At 63.4% G+C, this 16,403-nt stretch carries 10 protein-coding genes; 8 read left to right on the top strand and 2 right to left on the bottom strand.

The genetic code is table 11. The features are described from left to right. The first annotated feature begins 69 nt into the window (after positions 1-69). Complete coding sequence (locus F0184_RS06995; RefSeq protein WP_150495445.1) at positions 70-1,569, top strand: CoA-acylating methylmalonate-semialdehyde dehydrogenase; 1,500 nt, start codon at positions 70-72, stop codon at positions 1,567-1,569. A gap of 284 nt (positions 1,570-1,853) precedes the next feature. Here the strand turns inward: F0184_RS06995 and F0184_RS06990 are convergent, their stop codons facing one another. Beyond that, the gene (locus tag F0184_RS06990) at positions 1,854-2,900 is read right to left on the bottom strand and encodes a cytochrome-c peroxidase (RefSeq protein ID WP_150495444.1); all 1,047 of its coding nucleotides are present in this window, start codon (positions 2,898-2,900) and stop codon (positions 1,854-1,856) included. Between the two features lie 322 nt (positions 2,901-3,222). Continuing rightward, the gene (locus tag F0184_RS06985; RefSeq protein WP_172972016.1) at positions 3,223-5,799 is read right to left on the bottom strand and encodes a mechanosensitive ion channel family protein; all 2,577 of its coding nucleotides are present in this window, start codon (positions 5,797-5,799) and stop codon (positions 3,223-3,225) included. Positions 5,800-6,186: 387 nt separating this feature from the next. Between F0184_RS06985 and cydD the strand changes: the two genes are divergently transcribed. The 7 genes from cydD to F0184_RS06950 all read left to right on the top strand — a co-directional run bounded on the left by cydD (position 6,187) and on the right by F0184_RS06950 (position 16,369). Continuing rightward, positions 6,187-7,980, top strand: a complete 1,794-nt coding sequence (gene cydD / locus F0184_RS06980; RefSeq protein WP_150495442.1) for a thiol reductant ABC exporter subunit CydD — start codon at positions 6,187-6,189, stop codon at positions 7,978-7,980. Then, entirely contained in the window at positions 7,977-9,671 is a 1,695-nt protein-coding gene (gene cydC / locus F0184_RS06975; protein WP_150495441.1) for a thiol reductant ABC exporter subunit CydC, read from the top strand. Before cydD ends, cydC begins: the two co-directional genes overlap by 4 nt. Positions 9,672-9,872: 201 nt before the next feature. After that, positions 9,873-11,468 (top strand): cytochrome ubiquinol oxidase subunit I, encoded by a 1,596-nt coding sequence (locus F0184_RS06970; protein ID WP_150495440.1) that lies wholly within the window; start codon positions 9,873-9,875, stop codon positions 11,466-11,468. Positions 11,469-11,473: 5 nt separating this feature from the next. Then, a complete protein-coding gene (gene cydB, locus F0184_RS06965; protein ID WP_150495439.1) occupies positions 11,474-12,631 on the top strand; it encodes a cytochrome d ubiquinol oxidase subunit II in 1,158 nt (385 codons plus the stop codon). A gap of 12 nt (positions 12,632-12,643) precedes the next feature. Beyond that, positions 12,644-12,775: a cytochrome bd-I oxidase subunit CydX gene (gene cydX, locus F0184_RS06960; protein WP_150495438.1), complete on the top strand. Its 132-nt coding sequence runs from the start codon at positions 12,644-12,646 to the stop codon at positions 12,773-12,775. A 200-nt stretch (positions 12,776-12,975) separates the two neighbouring features. Further along, positions 12,976-13,983, top strand: coding sequence for a BMP family lipoprotein (locus F0184_RS06955; protein WP_150495437.1), 1,008 nt, complete (start codon positions 12,976-12,978; stop codon positions 13,981-13,983). A gap of 340 nt (positions 13,984-14,323) precedes the next feature. Beyond that, complete coding sequence (locus F0184_RS06950; RefSeq protein ID WP_172972015.1) at positions 14,324-16,369, top strand: serine protease; 2,046 nt, start codon at positions 14,324-14,326, stop codon at positions 16,367-16,369. The last annotated feature ends 34 nt before the right edge of the window (positions 16,370-16,403 follow it).

Below are 16,403 nucleotides of genomic sequence, written 5' to 3'. Positions count from 1 at the left end.
CCATGAAAGTGGCGTAGAGTACGCCTCAAACGGCACAGCGAGCACCGCCGGCTTTTGGGAGAAGCGAACATGGAACAGATCGGACATTTCATCGACGGCAAGCGGGTCGCGGGCACGTCCGGCCGCACGGCCGACGTCTTCAATCCGGCGACTGGGGAAGTGCAGGCGCAGGTCGCGCTGGCAACCAAGGCGGAGCTGGAAGCAGCTGTGGCGAACGCGGCCGCCGCGCAGCCGGCCTGGGCCGCACAAAACCCGCAAAAGCGCGCGCGCGTGATGATGAAGTTCGTCGATCTTTTGAACCGCGACATGGACAAGCTGGCCGAAAAGCTGTCCTCCGAGCACGGCAAGACCTTTGTAGACGCGAAGGGCGATGTGCAGCGCGGTCTGGAAGTGATCGAGTTCTGCGTTGGCGCGCCGCACCTTCTCAAGGGTGAATTCACCGACAGCGCGGGCCCGGGCATCGATATGTACTCCATGCGTCAGCCGCTGGGTGTTGTCGCCGGGATCACCCCGTTCAACTTCCCGGCGATGATCCCGCTGTGGAAACTGGGTCCGGCACTTGCCGCAGGGAACGCGATGATCCTGAAGCCTTCGGAGCGCGATCCGTCCGTCCCGCTGATGCTGGCCGAGCTTTTGACAGAAGCCGGTTTGCCGGACGGTGTGTTGAACGTGGTCAACGGCGACAAGGAAGCCGTGGACGCGATTCTCGACAACCCGGTGATCCAGGCGGTCGGCTTTGTCGGGTCCACGCCGATCGCCCACTACATCTATCACCGGGCAGCCGAGACCGGGAAACGCGCCCAGTGCTTTGGCGGCGCGAAGAACCACATGATCATCATGCCCGATGCCGATCTCGATCAGGCGGCGGACGCACTGGTTGGGGCCGGGTATGGCGCGGCGGGTGAGCGCTGCATGGCGATTTCCGTTGCTGTTCCGGTGGGCGATGAAACGGCGGACCGGTTGATCGAGAAACTGGTTCCGCGAGTTGAAGCGCTGAAGGTCGGGCCATGGACGAGCGGCGATGACATCGACTTCGGTCCGGTCGTGACCAAGGCCGCGCAGGAGAACATCCTCCGCCTGATCAATTCGGGCGTCGATCAAGGGGCGAAGCTGGTCGTCGACAACCGGGACTTCTCGCTCCAGGGCTATGAGAACGGCTTCTTCGTCGGCCCGCACCTGTTCGACCATGTCACCAAGGACATGGACATTTACAAGACCGAGATCTTCGGTCCGGTCCTGTCGACCGTGCGCGCCAAGACCTATGAGGAAGCCATCGGCCTTGCCATGGATCACGAGTACGGCAATGGCACCGCTATCTTCACCCGGGACGGCGACACCGCCCGCGACTTCGCCAACCGGATCAACATCGGCATGGTCGGCATCAACGTGCCGATCCCGGTGCCGCTCGCCTACCACACGTTCGGCGGCTGGAAGAAGTCCGGCTTCGGCGATCTGAACCAGCACGGTCCGGACGCGTTCAAGTTCTATACGCGGACAAAGACCGTGACGTCCCGCTGGCCGTCCGGTATTCGGCAGGGCGCGGAGTTCTCCATTCCGACCATGAAGTAGGCCGGACCCGCCAGCCGATGGCGGCGGCCGAAAAAACGAAAGGCGGTGCCGTGTGGCACCGCCTGGACTTTTGGGTCCGGGACTTGAAGGGGACACACCTCGTCTTGGGGGGAGGAACCGCAACGCAGCGAGGCCGCGACAGACGGGCTTCCGATCCGATGGGTGCGGCGGATCCTTCGAGACGGTCCTTCGGCCCTCCTCAGGATGAGGGAAAACGGGGTCTTTTAGACACGAAGAGGCGGTGCCGTTTGGCACCGCCTCTTTTTTTGACCCTCAGGCCGGCTTTACTCGATCACAACTCCGCTCGGATGCGGTGTGGAAGCTGTCTCGGGCGGAAGGATCGGATAGACGACTTCCGGAACCTCGCCGGTCAAAGACTGCAGGAAGGCGACGATCGCGTCGATTTCCTCGCTGGTCAGGTCGGCGCCCAATTGCGATGTCGCCATGATTTCGACAGCCGTGCGCAGATCCCAGACCGCTCCAGAGTGGAAGTAGGGGGCGGTCACCGCAATGTTGCGGAGCGGCCCGGCCCGGAACACATATTCGTCGTCTGCGGTCGCGGTCACCGCGTACCGTCCCTTGTCACCCTCGGGAAGGATATCTGCGCCGGGTTTTTCGATCAGGCCGAACGGATAATAATCCTGGCCCCCAACGTTGATCCCGGCGTGACAGGCTGCGCAGCCTGCATCCACGAACACCTGCAGGCCGGTCTTTTGCAGATCGGTCAGGGCATCATCATTGCCGTTCAGCCACGCATCGAACGGCGCGGGGGTGATCAGCGTCGCCTCAAAGGCCTCGATCGCCTTGGCGAAATTGTCGAACGTGACCGGATTGGCTTCTTCCGGGAACGCGCTCTGGAACCATTCCACATATTGCGGCATGGAATTCAGGGTCTTCAGGACATTTTCGGGCGTATTGGCCATTTCGACCCCGGCCTGAACCGGGCCTTTCGCCTGGGCCGCGAGGTCCGGTGCCCGTCCATCCCAAAATTGCGCGCTGTTGAAGACCGCGTTCAGAACGGTTGGCGAATTGCGGGGTCCCTTCTGCCAGCCATGGCCGATCGATGTCGGCATGTTGTCGTCGCCGCCGGTCGCCAGATTGTGGCAGGAATTGCAGGAAAACACGCCGGAGGCGGACATGCGCGGATCGAAGAACAAGGCCTTGCCCAGTTCGATCTTTTCCGGAGTGACCGGATTGTTCTCGAACGACGGCGTTGTCGAGGGGATCGGGGCAAACATGTCCAGAGCCATGGTGCGCAGGTCGTCCTGGGCGAGGGCGGTGCCGCTCACAAGACACCCGATTGCAAGGAGGGAGGAGAAAGTTTTCGTCATCGCGACGTCCTTTGGCAAAGAATGGACGTGCGTTCGGATCCGGCACGCCCGGCTAGTCGGACTGGCTCATCAAGAGACCAGGCGGACGGTACCTGCGCGCGGCTCCAAAGCCTTGACTAAGGTCAATGACGCTGCGTTTTTCGCCGTATTTCGGAGCATGATCCGGTTTCAGCGTCTGTTGCGTCAACGGTTCCTTAAACCGCAGCGTCGTTCCACCGGGCCGGCGCGCGATACCACCGGTCCGCCTCGGTGGCCGTCGGTTTTGCCATCCAGTCCGGCCACCTATCCAGTTCTGCCACAAGGTCCGGCCATTCCGGCTCCGTCAGGTCGTGCGCGGCCGGCCGCCGTCCTGGTCTTCTTCGCCGATGGAATGGGGAGCCGCGGCCTCGGGGGCGGTGGAAAGGGGTTCTGCCGCCTGTTCTTCTCGCGCATGCTTCTGGGCCCATTCGTTCGAGCCCTGCGGCGGGTAGTCGAGCGTGTCCTGAAGCGCGTCCATGCGGGCGGGAGACAGCCGGGGGAAGGGGAGACAACCCTCATCCCGCCAGCGGGCCACCTCGGCATCGGCCGCCCGGCCCAGGTCCTCGTCGAGCCCGTCGTCCTTGGCCATGTAAAGCGTCTGGGAGGGAAAGGCGAAACCGGTGCCGGACCCTTCGATGATGGTCTTGATGCGCAGGAACACGTCTTCCTTGATGGCGTGGAATTCGTTCCAGTCGCGGGTCAGGGCGTAAACCCGCAAGGACACATCCAGCGAGGATGCCCCGTAACTGTTGAAACGGACCCGGATCGTCTCCTTGTCGATCATCGGGTGGGCGTGCATCATTTCCCGGATCTTGACCAGCACATAGCGGAGCTGGTCGTCGCTTGTCTCGTAGCGAAGGCCGACAACGGTGCTGATCAGCATCTTGTCGCAGCGCGCCCAGTTGATCAGCTCCATGTCGACGAATTTGGCGTTGGGCACGGAAATCAGGGTCCGGTCGGTTGCCCGGATCTGTGTCGAGCGGATCCCCACATCTTCCACCGTTCCGCTCATTCCGCCAAAGGTACAGAAATCGCCGACGCGAACCGGCTTGTCGGAGAACAGGATCAGGCCGCTGATGAGGTTTTCGAGTGTCGGGCGGATCGCCAGCGCCACCGCCAGACCGCCGACCCCGAGACCTGCGAGAAGCGGGACGATGTCGACGCCCAGACGTTCCAGACCGAAAGCGCCGACCCCGATGCTGGCGGCGACGGCCAGGATGCCAGACAGCAAACGGACAAGGCTGGCGTCGAAACCCCGGCTGGATATGGTCGACGAGGCGAGGATCGTCGTCCCGATGGCACCGAACAGCCGCCACACGGCCCAAATATACAATGCCAGTTCCAGAACTCCCGACGTGAACAGAAGATAGCCGAGTTCCACTCCGGTGAAATTGATGTCGTCATCGACAAACCGGGCCGCGACCCCGACGAAATAGGCGGATACAACGGGGGCGAAAATCCCGAGCCAGGCGGTGGTCGCACCCGGGAACCGTTGGCTCAAGGTGTCGAAGCCCCGGAATGTCAGCCAGCAAACCAGGAACAGGGTCCCGCCGGTGAGAAAAAGGCCGGCCCACTGCCAGAGTGTCTGGCCGGATATCAGCACATTCACCCAGGCTGGAAGATGCTCGAGAAGCTCCCCAATCACGTGTGTGCTCGGGACAAGGTAGCCCGGTGTCGTGATGTAGAACCTGTAGAAACCAGGGGTCACGTTCGATGAGCGGAAATCCGACAGCGTCAGTTCGCTGCCGCTCCGGTAAGGCAGGTCCTCCAGCGCCTTGTAGCTCTCCAGCAGACCGGACACCGTGGCGCTGTCGAACAGATAGTTTTCGGCATTCGGTCCCGACTGCATTCTCTCTATTTCGATCCGGGTGCCTGGCAGCCGCCAGCGATATCCCTGACCCGGCTCAAGATTGGCCAGATCGGCCGCATCGGGCACGGCATCAAGGCGGGGAAGAGGGATCCGGTCGAGGACTTCCTTCAGCAGAAGCGCCGCCTCGACCCCTGTGTCCTTGCGCAGGACCGGCGGGATCTGAGACAGATCGAAGACGGAAGTCGCCTGGTAGAGATGATCGTCCGCCACGGCCTGGGCGGCCCGCGCATCTTCGATGGATATCTGGGGAGGGACCGCATCCAGCGCCCGTTCCGCGCTCATCGCGATTTCATAGGCCGCGTTCACATTGAACATGAACGCTTCGAGGGTTTCCCGCGGACTGGACGTGCCCGCGCTCTGAAGACGGGTTGCGATCGCGTCCGAGGTGATACCATGGGCGTCGGGCCGGTTCATATACTCCTGATAGAGGTCGGTCTGACCATCAAGCCGGGGAAGTTCCGCGGCCCGGCGGTAGTCCAGTTCCAGTTCTCCGATCGTCCCGGTGTCGAATTTGAAGTCTCCCTCGTCCCGGCCGGAACCGACCCGTTCCATCCGCAGGTCTGTGCCCGGCAGGGTCCAGGATGTGAGGCCATCGCGCGCCACTTCTTCGGGTCCGGGTATCGCGCTTGCCGGGGGAACGATCGTCCGCGCGATGATTTCGCGCGCAAGCAGGATCCGCTCGATCTGTTCCGATGTGGAAGCTGCGTAGGGCGAGTTTTCGAAGTCGAAACTTTCGACCGCCGCGCGCAGGAAGAGCCTCTGCTCGTGCACCGGTGCGTTGGACCGCCAGAGCGCGATCAGGGCGTCGGTGTTCCTCAGAAAACTCTGAAGGGAGTCGCGCGGGCTGCCGGTTTGGGCGGGATTGAGCGGGGACGGGGCCTGAGAGGGTGTTTGCGCCAGGACCCCGGAAGGCACCGCCGCCACGATCCACGCCATGGACAGGGCGAAGACTATTGGAGGAATCGCCGTCTGCATCCGTCCAAAACGCCGAAAAAACAAAGCGATGCGCATGAAATCCATCCATCTAACCAATCAGGCCCCTGTGCCCTCCTCTATGCCGCCACAACCTTAAGGAGTTGTTAGAGTGCCGGATTGACGGGAGGCGATTTTCTGACCGATGGGGAGCCCGGTTCCGCCAATCATTCAAGCAGCGGCCACCTGTGATGGCGCGATGGTGATGGCGTGATCGCCTGGGTGATGGTGCGATAAAGGTGAAAGCTTTGGCGGATGCGTGGAAATCCGGACTTTCTGCTTTTTCGGTCGTATTCTAGATAGATCCGATACAGACTGTGGCAAAATTGAGGGGAAATCGGCTGGAATGAACGCGCGCGCGATGGGACGGATCGCAGCTGCAGCGACAAGTGAAAACGGAACCGCAGATCCGGGGCGTACCCCGGCATGACGGTGTCTTTCGAGCTTGACGCGACGGACAAGGAGAAAAGCCTGGGCAAGCGCGCAGGCGATCTGTCACGCGCGGGAAAACCGGGCCGGGCGGTGCCGAAGCCCACTCTTTTGCAATCCGCCGATCTTGCAGCCTTGCGCAGGGCGTCCTGGTTTGCCATCGCCGCCGACATGATTTGGATCCCGCAGGCCGCATTGCTCGCATCCGTTCTCGCGACCTGCCTTCTGGCCGCCACCGTTGGCGGTGCTGTCGATACGACATGGCTGCTTGCCGGTGTGGCTGGATTTGCCGCGCTCGCGCTCCCGCGCACGGCCCTTCAATATACCTCGGGACGGCTGGCGGGCGATGCGGCGCGGGCCGTTCGGGCGCGGGTCCGCACCCAGGTGTTGACCCGGCTGGCGGGGACGAGCCCGGCGGCCGATTTGCCCTCGAGCGGGTCCGTGGCGATCTCGCTGTCGGAGCAGGTGGATGCGCTCGGCCCCTATATCAGTCATTTCAAGCCGCAGGCCCAGCGGGTCCGGTGGGTCCCTCTGATCATCATCCTCACCGTTCTGCCCATGTCCTGGATGGCGGCGCTGATCCTGGTGATCGCCGGTCCGGTGATCCCGCTTTTCATGGCGCTGATCGGGATGCGGGCCAAGGCCGTCAGCGCCCACCAGCAGGAGGAACTCGCGCGCATGGGCGGTCTGCTTCTGGACCGCATCCGCGGGCTGGAAACGCTGCGCCTGTTCGGCGCCCTCGGGCGCACGGTCGGCGATGTCGAACAAACCGGCGAGGCGTTCCGCACCAAGACCATGGGTGTTTTGAAGATCGCATTCTTGTCTTCCACCGTGCTGGAATTGTTCAGCGCGCTGGGGATTGCGTTTGTCGCGGTCTATGTTGGCTTTTCGCTTCTGGGCGACATCACGATCGGCACCTGGGGCGGTGAACTCAGCTATTTCACCGGGCTTTTCATTCTTTTGCTCGCGCCCGAATTCTTCGCCCCCTTGCGCAGCTATGCCGCTGCCTATCATGATCGGGCGGCGGGACTGGCCGCCGAAGACAAGCTGCAAGGCCTGATGGAGGGGCTCGCAGAGGCACCGGACGGGGTGGTTACCCATCGGGAACAGGTCCGTTCGGTGCCGCCTTCTGGACAGGCCCCGGCGATCATCTGGTCCAACGTCACCCTGCGGCTCGGCCGGCGCACGGTCCTGGACGGGGCCTCCCTGGACATCCGGCCGGGAGAGACCATCATCCTTACGGGCGAAAGCGGAGCGGGAAAAACCACCGTGATTGACCTGTGCCTCGGGTTCCATCGCCCGTCCGCAGGCCGTGTGTGGCTGGGTGGCCAGGATCTGGAGCGGCTGGACCCGGAAAGCTGGCGCGCGTCCTTGGCTTGGCTGGGGCAGGACCCGACGCTCTTTCATGGATCCTTGCGCTCGAATCTCGCGCTGGCCAATCCGGATGCGTCTGCACAAGACTTGTTGGCGGCGTTGGCGGTCGCGGGCGCGTCCGATCTCGTGGAACGCCTTCCAAAAGGGCTTGATACAAGGCTTGGAGATAACGGTTTCGGCCTGTCCGTGGGCGAAATCCGGCGCGTCGCCCTCGCCCGGGCCGCACTGCGCAAAGACGCCCGGTTGCTGCTGGCGGACGAGCCCACGGCCGCCCTCGACCGGCAGACCGCGCAAGACGTCATGACCGGGCTGGATCGCTTGCGGCAGGGGCGGACCACCATCATAGCGACCCATGATCCAAACCTGATCGCGCTGGGCGATCGGCATCTTGTTCTGTCCGGCGGGCAGCTGACATGAGCGGGCTTGCGAAAATCGTGGCCTGGCAGTGGTCGCACAACCGGGGCGGTTTTGCGCTCGGGCTGCTGGTCGCGCTGGTTCCGGCTCTGTCTGGTTTGGCGCTCCTGGGGGTGGCTGGATGGTTCATCACCGCAGCCGCGATTGCCGGAGCCAGCGGCGCGTTCTTGAACATCTTCGCGCCGAGTGCGCTGATCCGGGGACTGGCCATCACCCGGACGGCTGGACGCTATGGCGAGCGGATCCTCACCCACGATGCCACGTTCCGGTTCCTGACCGATCTGAGGGGACGCCTGTTCCGCGGTCTTTCGGTCCGGGCCTTGTTGCGGCCGGGAACGGTGCGCAGCGCCCTGGTGCTGAACCGCCTGACCTCCGATCTCGCGAGCCTTGACACGGTGTATTTGCGGCTGGTCGTGCCCGCCGTTGTGGCGGGCGGCGCGCTGTTGGTGGTGTCGCTGGTCTATCTGATCAACCTTCCGGCCGGCCTGACGCTCGTCGGAGGGCTGTGCGCGGCGTTGATCGTGGCCGTGCTGCAGCTCTTGCGGCGGGCGGATGCGAAGGGCGCAAGGCGGCAGGAAGCGGCATCGGACGCCGTGCGGACCCGCAGCATCGATCTTGTTTCCGGCCGCAGGGACCTCGCGGTGTATGGAGGGCTGGCGCCCGCGAAAGAGCGGGTCGAGGCGGCCGCCGACCGTCTGTTGCGGACTGAAGCCGGACAGGAGCGCCGCGCTGCACGGTTCGTAGCGGCGACATCGCTGATCGGCCAGGCCTTCACGGCCAGCCTGCTTCTTCTGGTGGTCATGGCCACGCTCGCGGGAACCCTGCCGGTCGCAGTGGCGGCGGGACTGGTGCTGATGGCTCTGGCTTTGCCCGAATTGCTGACCGGTCTCGTTCCGGGCCTGATCGCGCTGCCGCGCACCCGCCTCGCCGCGCGCCGGGTTGTCCCGGCCGCCTCCACCGACGGCCTTTTCGACGCGGTTTTCGGCGGCGCGGAGACCCCGGGACCCGGCCCGGTACCTGGGATGCGGCCCACCCGCGAGGACACGGAGGACGCCACCTGCGTTCTGGCGTTTGACCGTGTCTCCTTTGCCTATCCGGGCGCCAAGGCTCCGGTTCTGGACGGCTTGGACCTGCAGATCCGGGCCGGCGAGGTCGTCGCCCTTGTTGGCCGCAGCGGCTGCGGAAAGAGCACCGTGTCGGCATTGGCCGCCGGGCTCCTGACGGCGGATGCCGGGGAGATCCGTCTGTGCGGCACGCCTCTGGCCGACCTGCCGGAAGCGGCCTTGCGCCGCTGCGTCACGGTTCTCAGCCAGCGTCCCTATCTTTTCCACGACACCGTCGCGGCCAATCTGCGCATTGCCCGGCCCGATGCAAGCGACGATCAGCTTTGGGCCGTTCTCGAGCAGGCCGCCCTTTGGCAGCAGATCCGAAGCCGTCCCGAAGGCCTGCAAACCGTTCTGGGCGAAGGCGGCCTCGGCCTGTCCGGTGGAGAAAAGCGGCGGCTCGGCCTCGCCCGGGCCTTCCTGACCGATCCGGCCCTCTGGATCCTCGATGAAGTCACCGAGGGGCTCGATGAGCAGACCGGCGAGGACGTTTTGCGGCGATTCTTCGCCCGGCGTGGCGGCTCCCCGGTCCTGATGATCGCGCACAAGGACCGCGAGATTTCCCGTGCGCACCGCACCGTTGCCATCTAGAAAGTAAATTCCTGTTTACTTTCAATAATTCGGAGACACCGCGACCCAATTTATCCGGTCCCCGGACGTGTTTCCACGTACGAGTTTTTCAAATCTCTTTGATACATTTGGTCGCATCCGGAAGGGAATGCCCGCCGGATAAGGCTGTCGGGCCGGTCTTCTGAGGGGCAGGGACCGCCGGGCCCAAACGAGGTGTTCACTATGGAACTCGATGTCGTCGGCTTGTCCCGGCTCCAGTTCGCCATGACCGCGCTCTATCACTTCTTGTTCGTACCGCTGACCCTTGGATTGTCGATCCTTCTGGCGATCATGGAAACGGTCTATGTGATGACCGGCCGCGAGATCTGGAAACGGATGGTGAAGTTCTGGGGAACGCTGTTCGGAATCAACTTTGTCCTGGGTGTGGCGACGGGGCTCACCATGGAATTCCAGTTCGGCATGAACTGGGCCTATTTCAGCCAGTATGTCGGTGATGTCTTCGGCGCGCCGCTGGCCATCGAGGGCCTTATGGCCTTTTTCCTGGAGGCAACCTTCGTCGGCCTGTTCTTTTTCGGCTGGGACAAGCTGTCGAAGCGCCAGCACCTGGGCGCGACCTGGGCCATGGCGCTGGGCACCAATTTCTCTGCGCTTTGGATCCTCATTGCCAATGGCTGGATGCAGCACCCGGTCGGCGCGATGTTCAATCCCGACACGATGCGCATGGAAGTCACCAGCTTCTATGAGGTGCTGTTCAACCCGGTGGCGCAGGCCAAGTTCGTGCACACCGTGTCGGCCGGCTATGTGACTGCCGCGATGTTCGTTCTGGGGGTCTCTGCCTGGTACATGCTGAAAGACCGCCACATGGAAGTGGCCAAGCGTTCCATGGCGGTGGCGGCCGCGTTCGGCTTTGCATCCGCTCTGTCTGTGGTCGTGCTGGGCGATGAGAGCGGCTACGAGGCCAATCTCAACCAGAAAATGAAGCTCGCCACCATCGAGGCCATGTGGCACACCGAACCGGCGCCGGCCGCCTTCAATGTGGTCGCCTGGCCGGATATGGAAAAGCGGGAAAACCTCTTCGCGATCGAGGTGCCCTATGTCATGGGCCTGATCGCGACGCGCTCGCTGGACGAAGAGATCCCTGGGATTCATGAATTGGTGGAACAGTCGAAAGACAAGATCCGCCAGGGCGCCATTGCCTGGGATGCGCTGCAGAAGATCCGCGACAACCCGAAAGACGTTGACCCCGCGGTGCGGGAGACATTCATCCAGAACCAGCACACGCTGGGGTATGCGTATTTGCTGCTGCCCTTTACCGATGAGCCGCTGAAGGCGACCAATGAGCAGATCGACGCGGCGGCCTGGTCCGCCGTGCCTGAAGTCTGGCCCATGTTCTATGCCTTCCGGATCATGGTGGCCTGTGGGCTCTTCTTCATTCTTTTGACCGCGGTCTTCTTCTATCTCTCCTCGGCGGGCAAGCTGGATACACTGCACCGGGACCGCCGTTGGCTCCTGCATGTTGCGGTCTGGTCCATCCCGCTACCGTGGATCGCCTGCGAGATGGGCTGGTTCGTGGCCGAATATGGCCGCCAGCCCTGGATCATCGAAGGCATGCTGCCAACCTCGGCCGCGGCCTCCAATCTGGCGGTCTGGGAAGTTCTGCTGACGCTCGCCGGCTTTGTGATCCTGTATTCAACGCTGTTGGTGATCGAGGTCAGCTTGCTGTTGAAATATATCCGAAAGGGTCCGGATGAAGAGCGGACGCCGGATGCGGCACCCGCTGCCCCCATGCCCCGCACCCTGCCTGTTGCAGCGGAGTAAACCAGATGGTCCTGCATGAACTGATCGACTATTCGACCCTGAAGATGATCTGGTGGCTGCTGCTGGGCGTGCTCCTGATCGGTTTTGCCGTGACCGACGGCTTCGACATGGGGGTCGGCACCCTTCTTCCCTTCGTCGCCGAAACCGATCTGGAACGGCGCGTTGCCATCAACACCATCGGCCCCACCTGGGAGGGAAATCAGGTGTGGTTCATCCTTGGCGGTGGGGCGATCTTCGCCGCCTGGCCACCGCTTTATGCCATCAGCTTTTCCGGCTTTTATCTGGCCATGTTCGTCGTTCTGGCGGCTATGATCCTACGGCCGGTCGCTTTCAAGTACCGCTCAAAGAGGCCAGACCCCGCTTGGCGCTCGGCCTGGGACTGGGCCTTGTTCGTCGGGTCCGCCGTGCCGGCGCTGGTGTTCGGTGTCGCGGTCGGCAACGTTTTGCTCGGTGTGCCCTTTACCCTCGATACTGACCTGAGGATGACCTACGAGGGCTCGTTCTTCGGTCTGTTTACGCCGTTCACGCTGATGTGCGGCGTGCTTTCCCTGGCAATGCTGGTGATGCATGGCGGAGCCTGGCTCAGCCTGCGGGCCGATGGTCCCGTGGCCGATGGCGGGCGCCTGTTCGGCAGTGCCGCCGCCGTGCTGGTGCTGGTGCTGTTCGCCCTGGGCGGCTGGTTTGTCATGGACGGCGCGATACCTGGATACCGGATCGTATCCGAGGTCGATCCGAACATGCCGGCCAATCCGCTCTGGACCGAGGTTGCGCGCGAACCGGGCGCCTGGATGCAGAACTATGCCGCGCATCCGGTTCTATGGCTGGCACCCGCGCTCGGCTTTCTAGGCACGATCGGGGCCTTGATCGGGTTGCAAACCCGGTTCGAGGCGCTCACCTTTGTCAGTTCCAAGTTCGCCGTGTTCGGGATCATCTCCACGGTCGGGGTATCGATGTTCCCGTTCTTGTTGCCCAGTTCCGTCCAGCCGGACGCCTCCCTGACCGTTTGGGACGCGGCCTCGAGCCATGCGACCTTGTTCAACATGCTGGTGGCGACCGTCATCTTTCTGCCGATCGTGCTGGTCTACACCGCCTGGGTCTACAAGGTGTTGTGGGGCAAGGTGGACGAGCAGTCCATCGAGCGCGACAAAGACACCGCTTATTGAGGAGACCGAACGATGTGGTACTTTGCTTGGCTACTGGGCATGCCGCTGGCTTGCTGTCTTGCGATCCTCAATGCCATGTGGCTGGAGATGCGCGAAGACGAGAAGAAGCGGCAGGCGGCCGCTCGGCCAGAGAGAGCCATCTGAGGTATCTGCTGTCTTGCCGCGCTGACTGGGCTTGGCAGTTTTCTTAACCTACCGCTTACGTTGAAAGCCAGAAAGCCCTGCAATCTGTTCAAATCGGCAAATTGCAGGGCTTTTGTGCGTCTGCTTGTCATGACTTGGTAATATCCCGCGGGCACCTCTCGTTACGGAAAAAAATCCGGTGCAACTTCGAGGAACCATCAATGAAATCTGGACTGATCGCCACACTGTGCTTGACCGCTTCCCTGGTCATGTCGGCTTCGACCTCGGCCATGGCCGAAACCAGCGGCGCCATCTTGTTCAACGGGATGAAAAACGACGGCGGCTTCAACGAGCAGGGCGTTGTCGGCACCGAACGCGCTACCGGCGAAGTCAAGATCGCGATCCGCGAACGGGTGACCGCCGATGAAGCCGAAACCGAGCAAACCCTCCGGCAGTTTGCCGATCGCGGTGTTCAGCATCTTGTCACGCTCGGGTTCGCCAATACGGATGCGGTCAAGAAGGTCGCGGCGGAATATCCTGATGTGAAGTTCACGATCATCGACGGGTTCATTCCCGATATGCCGAATGTGCGCTCCGTTCTCTTCGCGGAACAGGAAGCCGGGTTCCTGGCCGGCTATGCCGCCGGACTGAAGAGCCAATCCGGCAAGGTCGGCACGATCGGCGGTATGGACATTCCCCCGGTCCGCAAGTTCATGTGCGGCTTTGCGGCGGGCGCCAAGGCAGCCAAGCCTGACGTCACTATCGCAGCAGAGTATGCTGGCGATACACCGCTCGCTTTCCGGGATGTGGAAGGCGGTCAAAGGATTGCCGAAGGCATGCTGGCCGAGGGTGTCGACGTGATCTTCGCCCCGGCTGGCCGGACGGCGGAGGGCGTCGCTCAGGCCGCGCAAACCGCCGGCGCATTCGCAATCATGGTCGACACAAATCAGAATGGCTTCATTCCCGGCACCATCCTGACCTCCGCCACGAAGCGTGTTGACGAAGCCGTCTACACGACTTGGAAAGCCGCCGCGGATGGTTCCTGGGAGCCAGGTGTTGTAACGATGACCCTCGCCGAAAATGGCGTTGATTGGGCGGTTGATGAGCATAATGAGGCCATCGTGTCCGGGATCAAGGCCGAGGTGGAAGGCGCCAAGGCAGCATTGGCCAATGGCACCATGACCATCGGCGCTGTGAGTGAAATCGCGGGGTGCGCCGACGTCCTCTGACGCTGGCCGTTTGCGCATTGACACGGATCGGGGTCCCGGGCGCGCTGCGCGGGGCCCCTTTTGCGTGCTTGCAACCGGCAATCGCACCTCCAGCGTTCGGGTGGGGCCACCGCCCTGCGCGTACCGGCCCGTCGATGGCCAGTCGATGGCCGTGTCCGGATGACGCCCGAAGCGTGAGACAATGCCCCGCCGGAGATTTGCAGACGCGACTTGGCTGGACATTGAATGTGCCACATGTTTCCCAGAGCATCGGGCGTTTCAAATAAAACACCCGATGCGCTAATGCGGTTTTGACAGGAAAAGCGCGGGGCAGGTGATGACGGGCACGACGGAAATACGAGTGGGACAACAGTCTCCGGGATGGCTCTTGGGCATCGTCCTGTACCTATCCCTGTGTCTGTCCATGGCGGGTCCGGCCCTGTCGTTTGATCAGCGGGTTCTGGATTCAACCGTTTCGGTTCTGCCGCAATGGCCTGGAAAGGCGGTTGGCGGGCTGGGCGGTCCGGCGGGACGCGCGCCGGAAGGATCCGGCGTGGCCATAAGGCCGGGCGGTTACATCGCGACGGCCTATCATGTGATCGAGCCGGCGGTGGGCCTGGAGGTACGGCTTTCGGACGGGCGCATCCTGGCGGCCGAGCTTGTCGGCGCCGACGAGGCCAGTGACATCGCCATTTTGAAGATTGCTGCCGACCTTCCAGCCTTCGTCCCAGCCCCCCGCGCGCCGGTCGGATCCCGTGCGTGCATCGTCGCGAATGCCTATGGATTGGACCTGTCGGTGACATGCGGCGTCGTTTCGGCGAACAATGTCGCCAATGCCGGGTTCAACGCGGTCGAGGATTTTATCCAGACCGATGCGGCCGCCAATCCGGGCAGTTCTGGCGGGGCTCTGGTGGACGGTGAAGGCCGGCTGCTCGGTATGGTGTCCGCGATCTTTGCCTCGCAAGGGGATGGAAACATCGGCATTAATTTTGCCGTTTCGTCCGGCTTGCTGGAGCGCGTTGCCGAAGACCTGATCGCCGGGGGAGCGGTTACGTATGTGGACGCGGGCTGGCGGTTGGAGCGGCCGCCGCGCGACATGCTCTCCCAGAAGGCCGGCGCCCTGGTGGCGGCGCTTCCGCCCTCCGGTGCCGCAAGTCTCGCCGGGGTTCAAACGGGCGACCTGGTCACCGCAATCGCTGGGCGTCCTGTCCGTCATCCGCGAGACGCCATGTCGGCTCTGGCGCTGGTGCGCCCCGGCGGCGAGGTCGTGCTCGATCTGTGGCGCGACGGGCGGGACCGCAGGGTCACGGTCTCCTTTCCAGCGCGTGAGGAGAGGCCCGCGGTTCCTGCCACGGCTGCGCAGGACTGCGCTTTCCCGGACCCTGTCTGTCTGGCGCGGCAAGCCGTTTTCCCCGTCAGCGGGTTTGATCCGCTCGCCAGCAGCGTGCGGATCGGCCGCGGGCTTCTGGTGACCAACCGCCATGTTGTCGGCGACCGGGACACGGTCACCGTGTACACACCAAGCGGACCCCGCCCGGGCCGCGTGCTGCCCTCCAGCTACCCGGGCGATCTTGCCCTGATCGAGGTGGAGGGGCTTCCCGAGGACGGACATGTCCTCAAGGTCCGGGGACCGGAGGACCTCACGGGTCCGCTTCACACGGTCGGGGCGGATATCGACCGCCGGGAAATCCGGGTCTTTGAACCGGGCCGCCTGGTGTTCGAACCGGCGGCCGATGCGCCGCTTGGCCGCTTGCATGTGACCAGTTTCATGCAGCCTGGGGTCAGTGGCGGCGCGCTGGTCAACGAGGCCGGCGAGTTGGTGGGGATTGCCGTCGGTGGCGGCGAAGGACGGTTCGAAGCCATTCCCCTTTCCGATGTCACAAGGCTCGTGCTGGGCCGGGGCGGGCCGGATGCCGGCGCCGTGCAGGCCCGTCTTGGCGAGGCCCTCGTTGCCTGCCGGGCGGCACTGGACGCGTTTGATCCATCGGTGGCGGAATCGGATGCCGAAACGGTGGTGTCCCTGACCGCAAGCTGCCGGGACTCCGACAACTACGGGCTGCTTCTGGAGGCCGGGCGGGCGCTTGGGGCGGCCCGGGTGTTCGACGCGGCGCTTGACCTGCAGCTTGAGGCAGCCGAGCAGGTGCCAAATTCCATGAATGCCTGGCTATCGGTCATGGTGTCGCTTCAAGCCGCCGGCCGCCTTGAAGAGCTCGAACAGCCTGCCCGGACCGTTCTGCGTCTTGCGGATGGAAATCCGAGTGCCTTGCGGCGCGCCTTTGCCGCCGGGATTCTCGTCAAGAACAGGGACCTTGCGGAAGCGGCCCATGCCGCGATGCGCACCGCCGGTTTGCCGGATGCTGCGACGGCGGGTCAGGTTCTTGCGCGGAACTGGCCGGACAGGCCGTAGGGTCGCCGGCCGCTTGGGCTTCAAAGTCAAATGT

It is taken from the genome of Roseibium aquae (genome assembly GCF_008711285.1).
Taxonomy (GTDB): Bacteria; Pseudomonadota; Alphaproteobacteria; order Rhizobiales; family Stappiaceae; genus Roseibium; species Roseibium aquae.
Note: the sequence above shows the minus strand (reverse complement) of the source record. Positions and strands in the feature narration are given on the sequence as shown.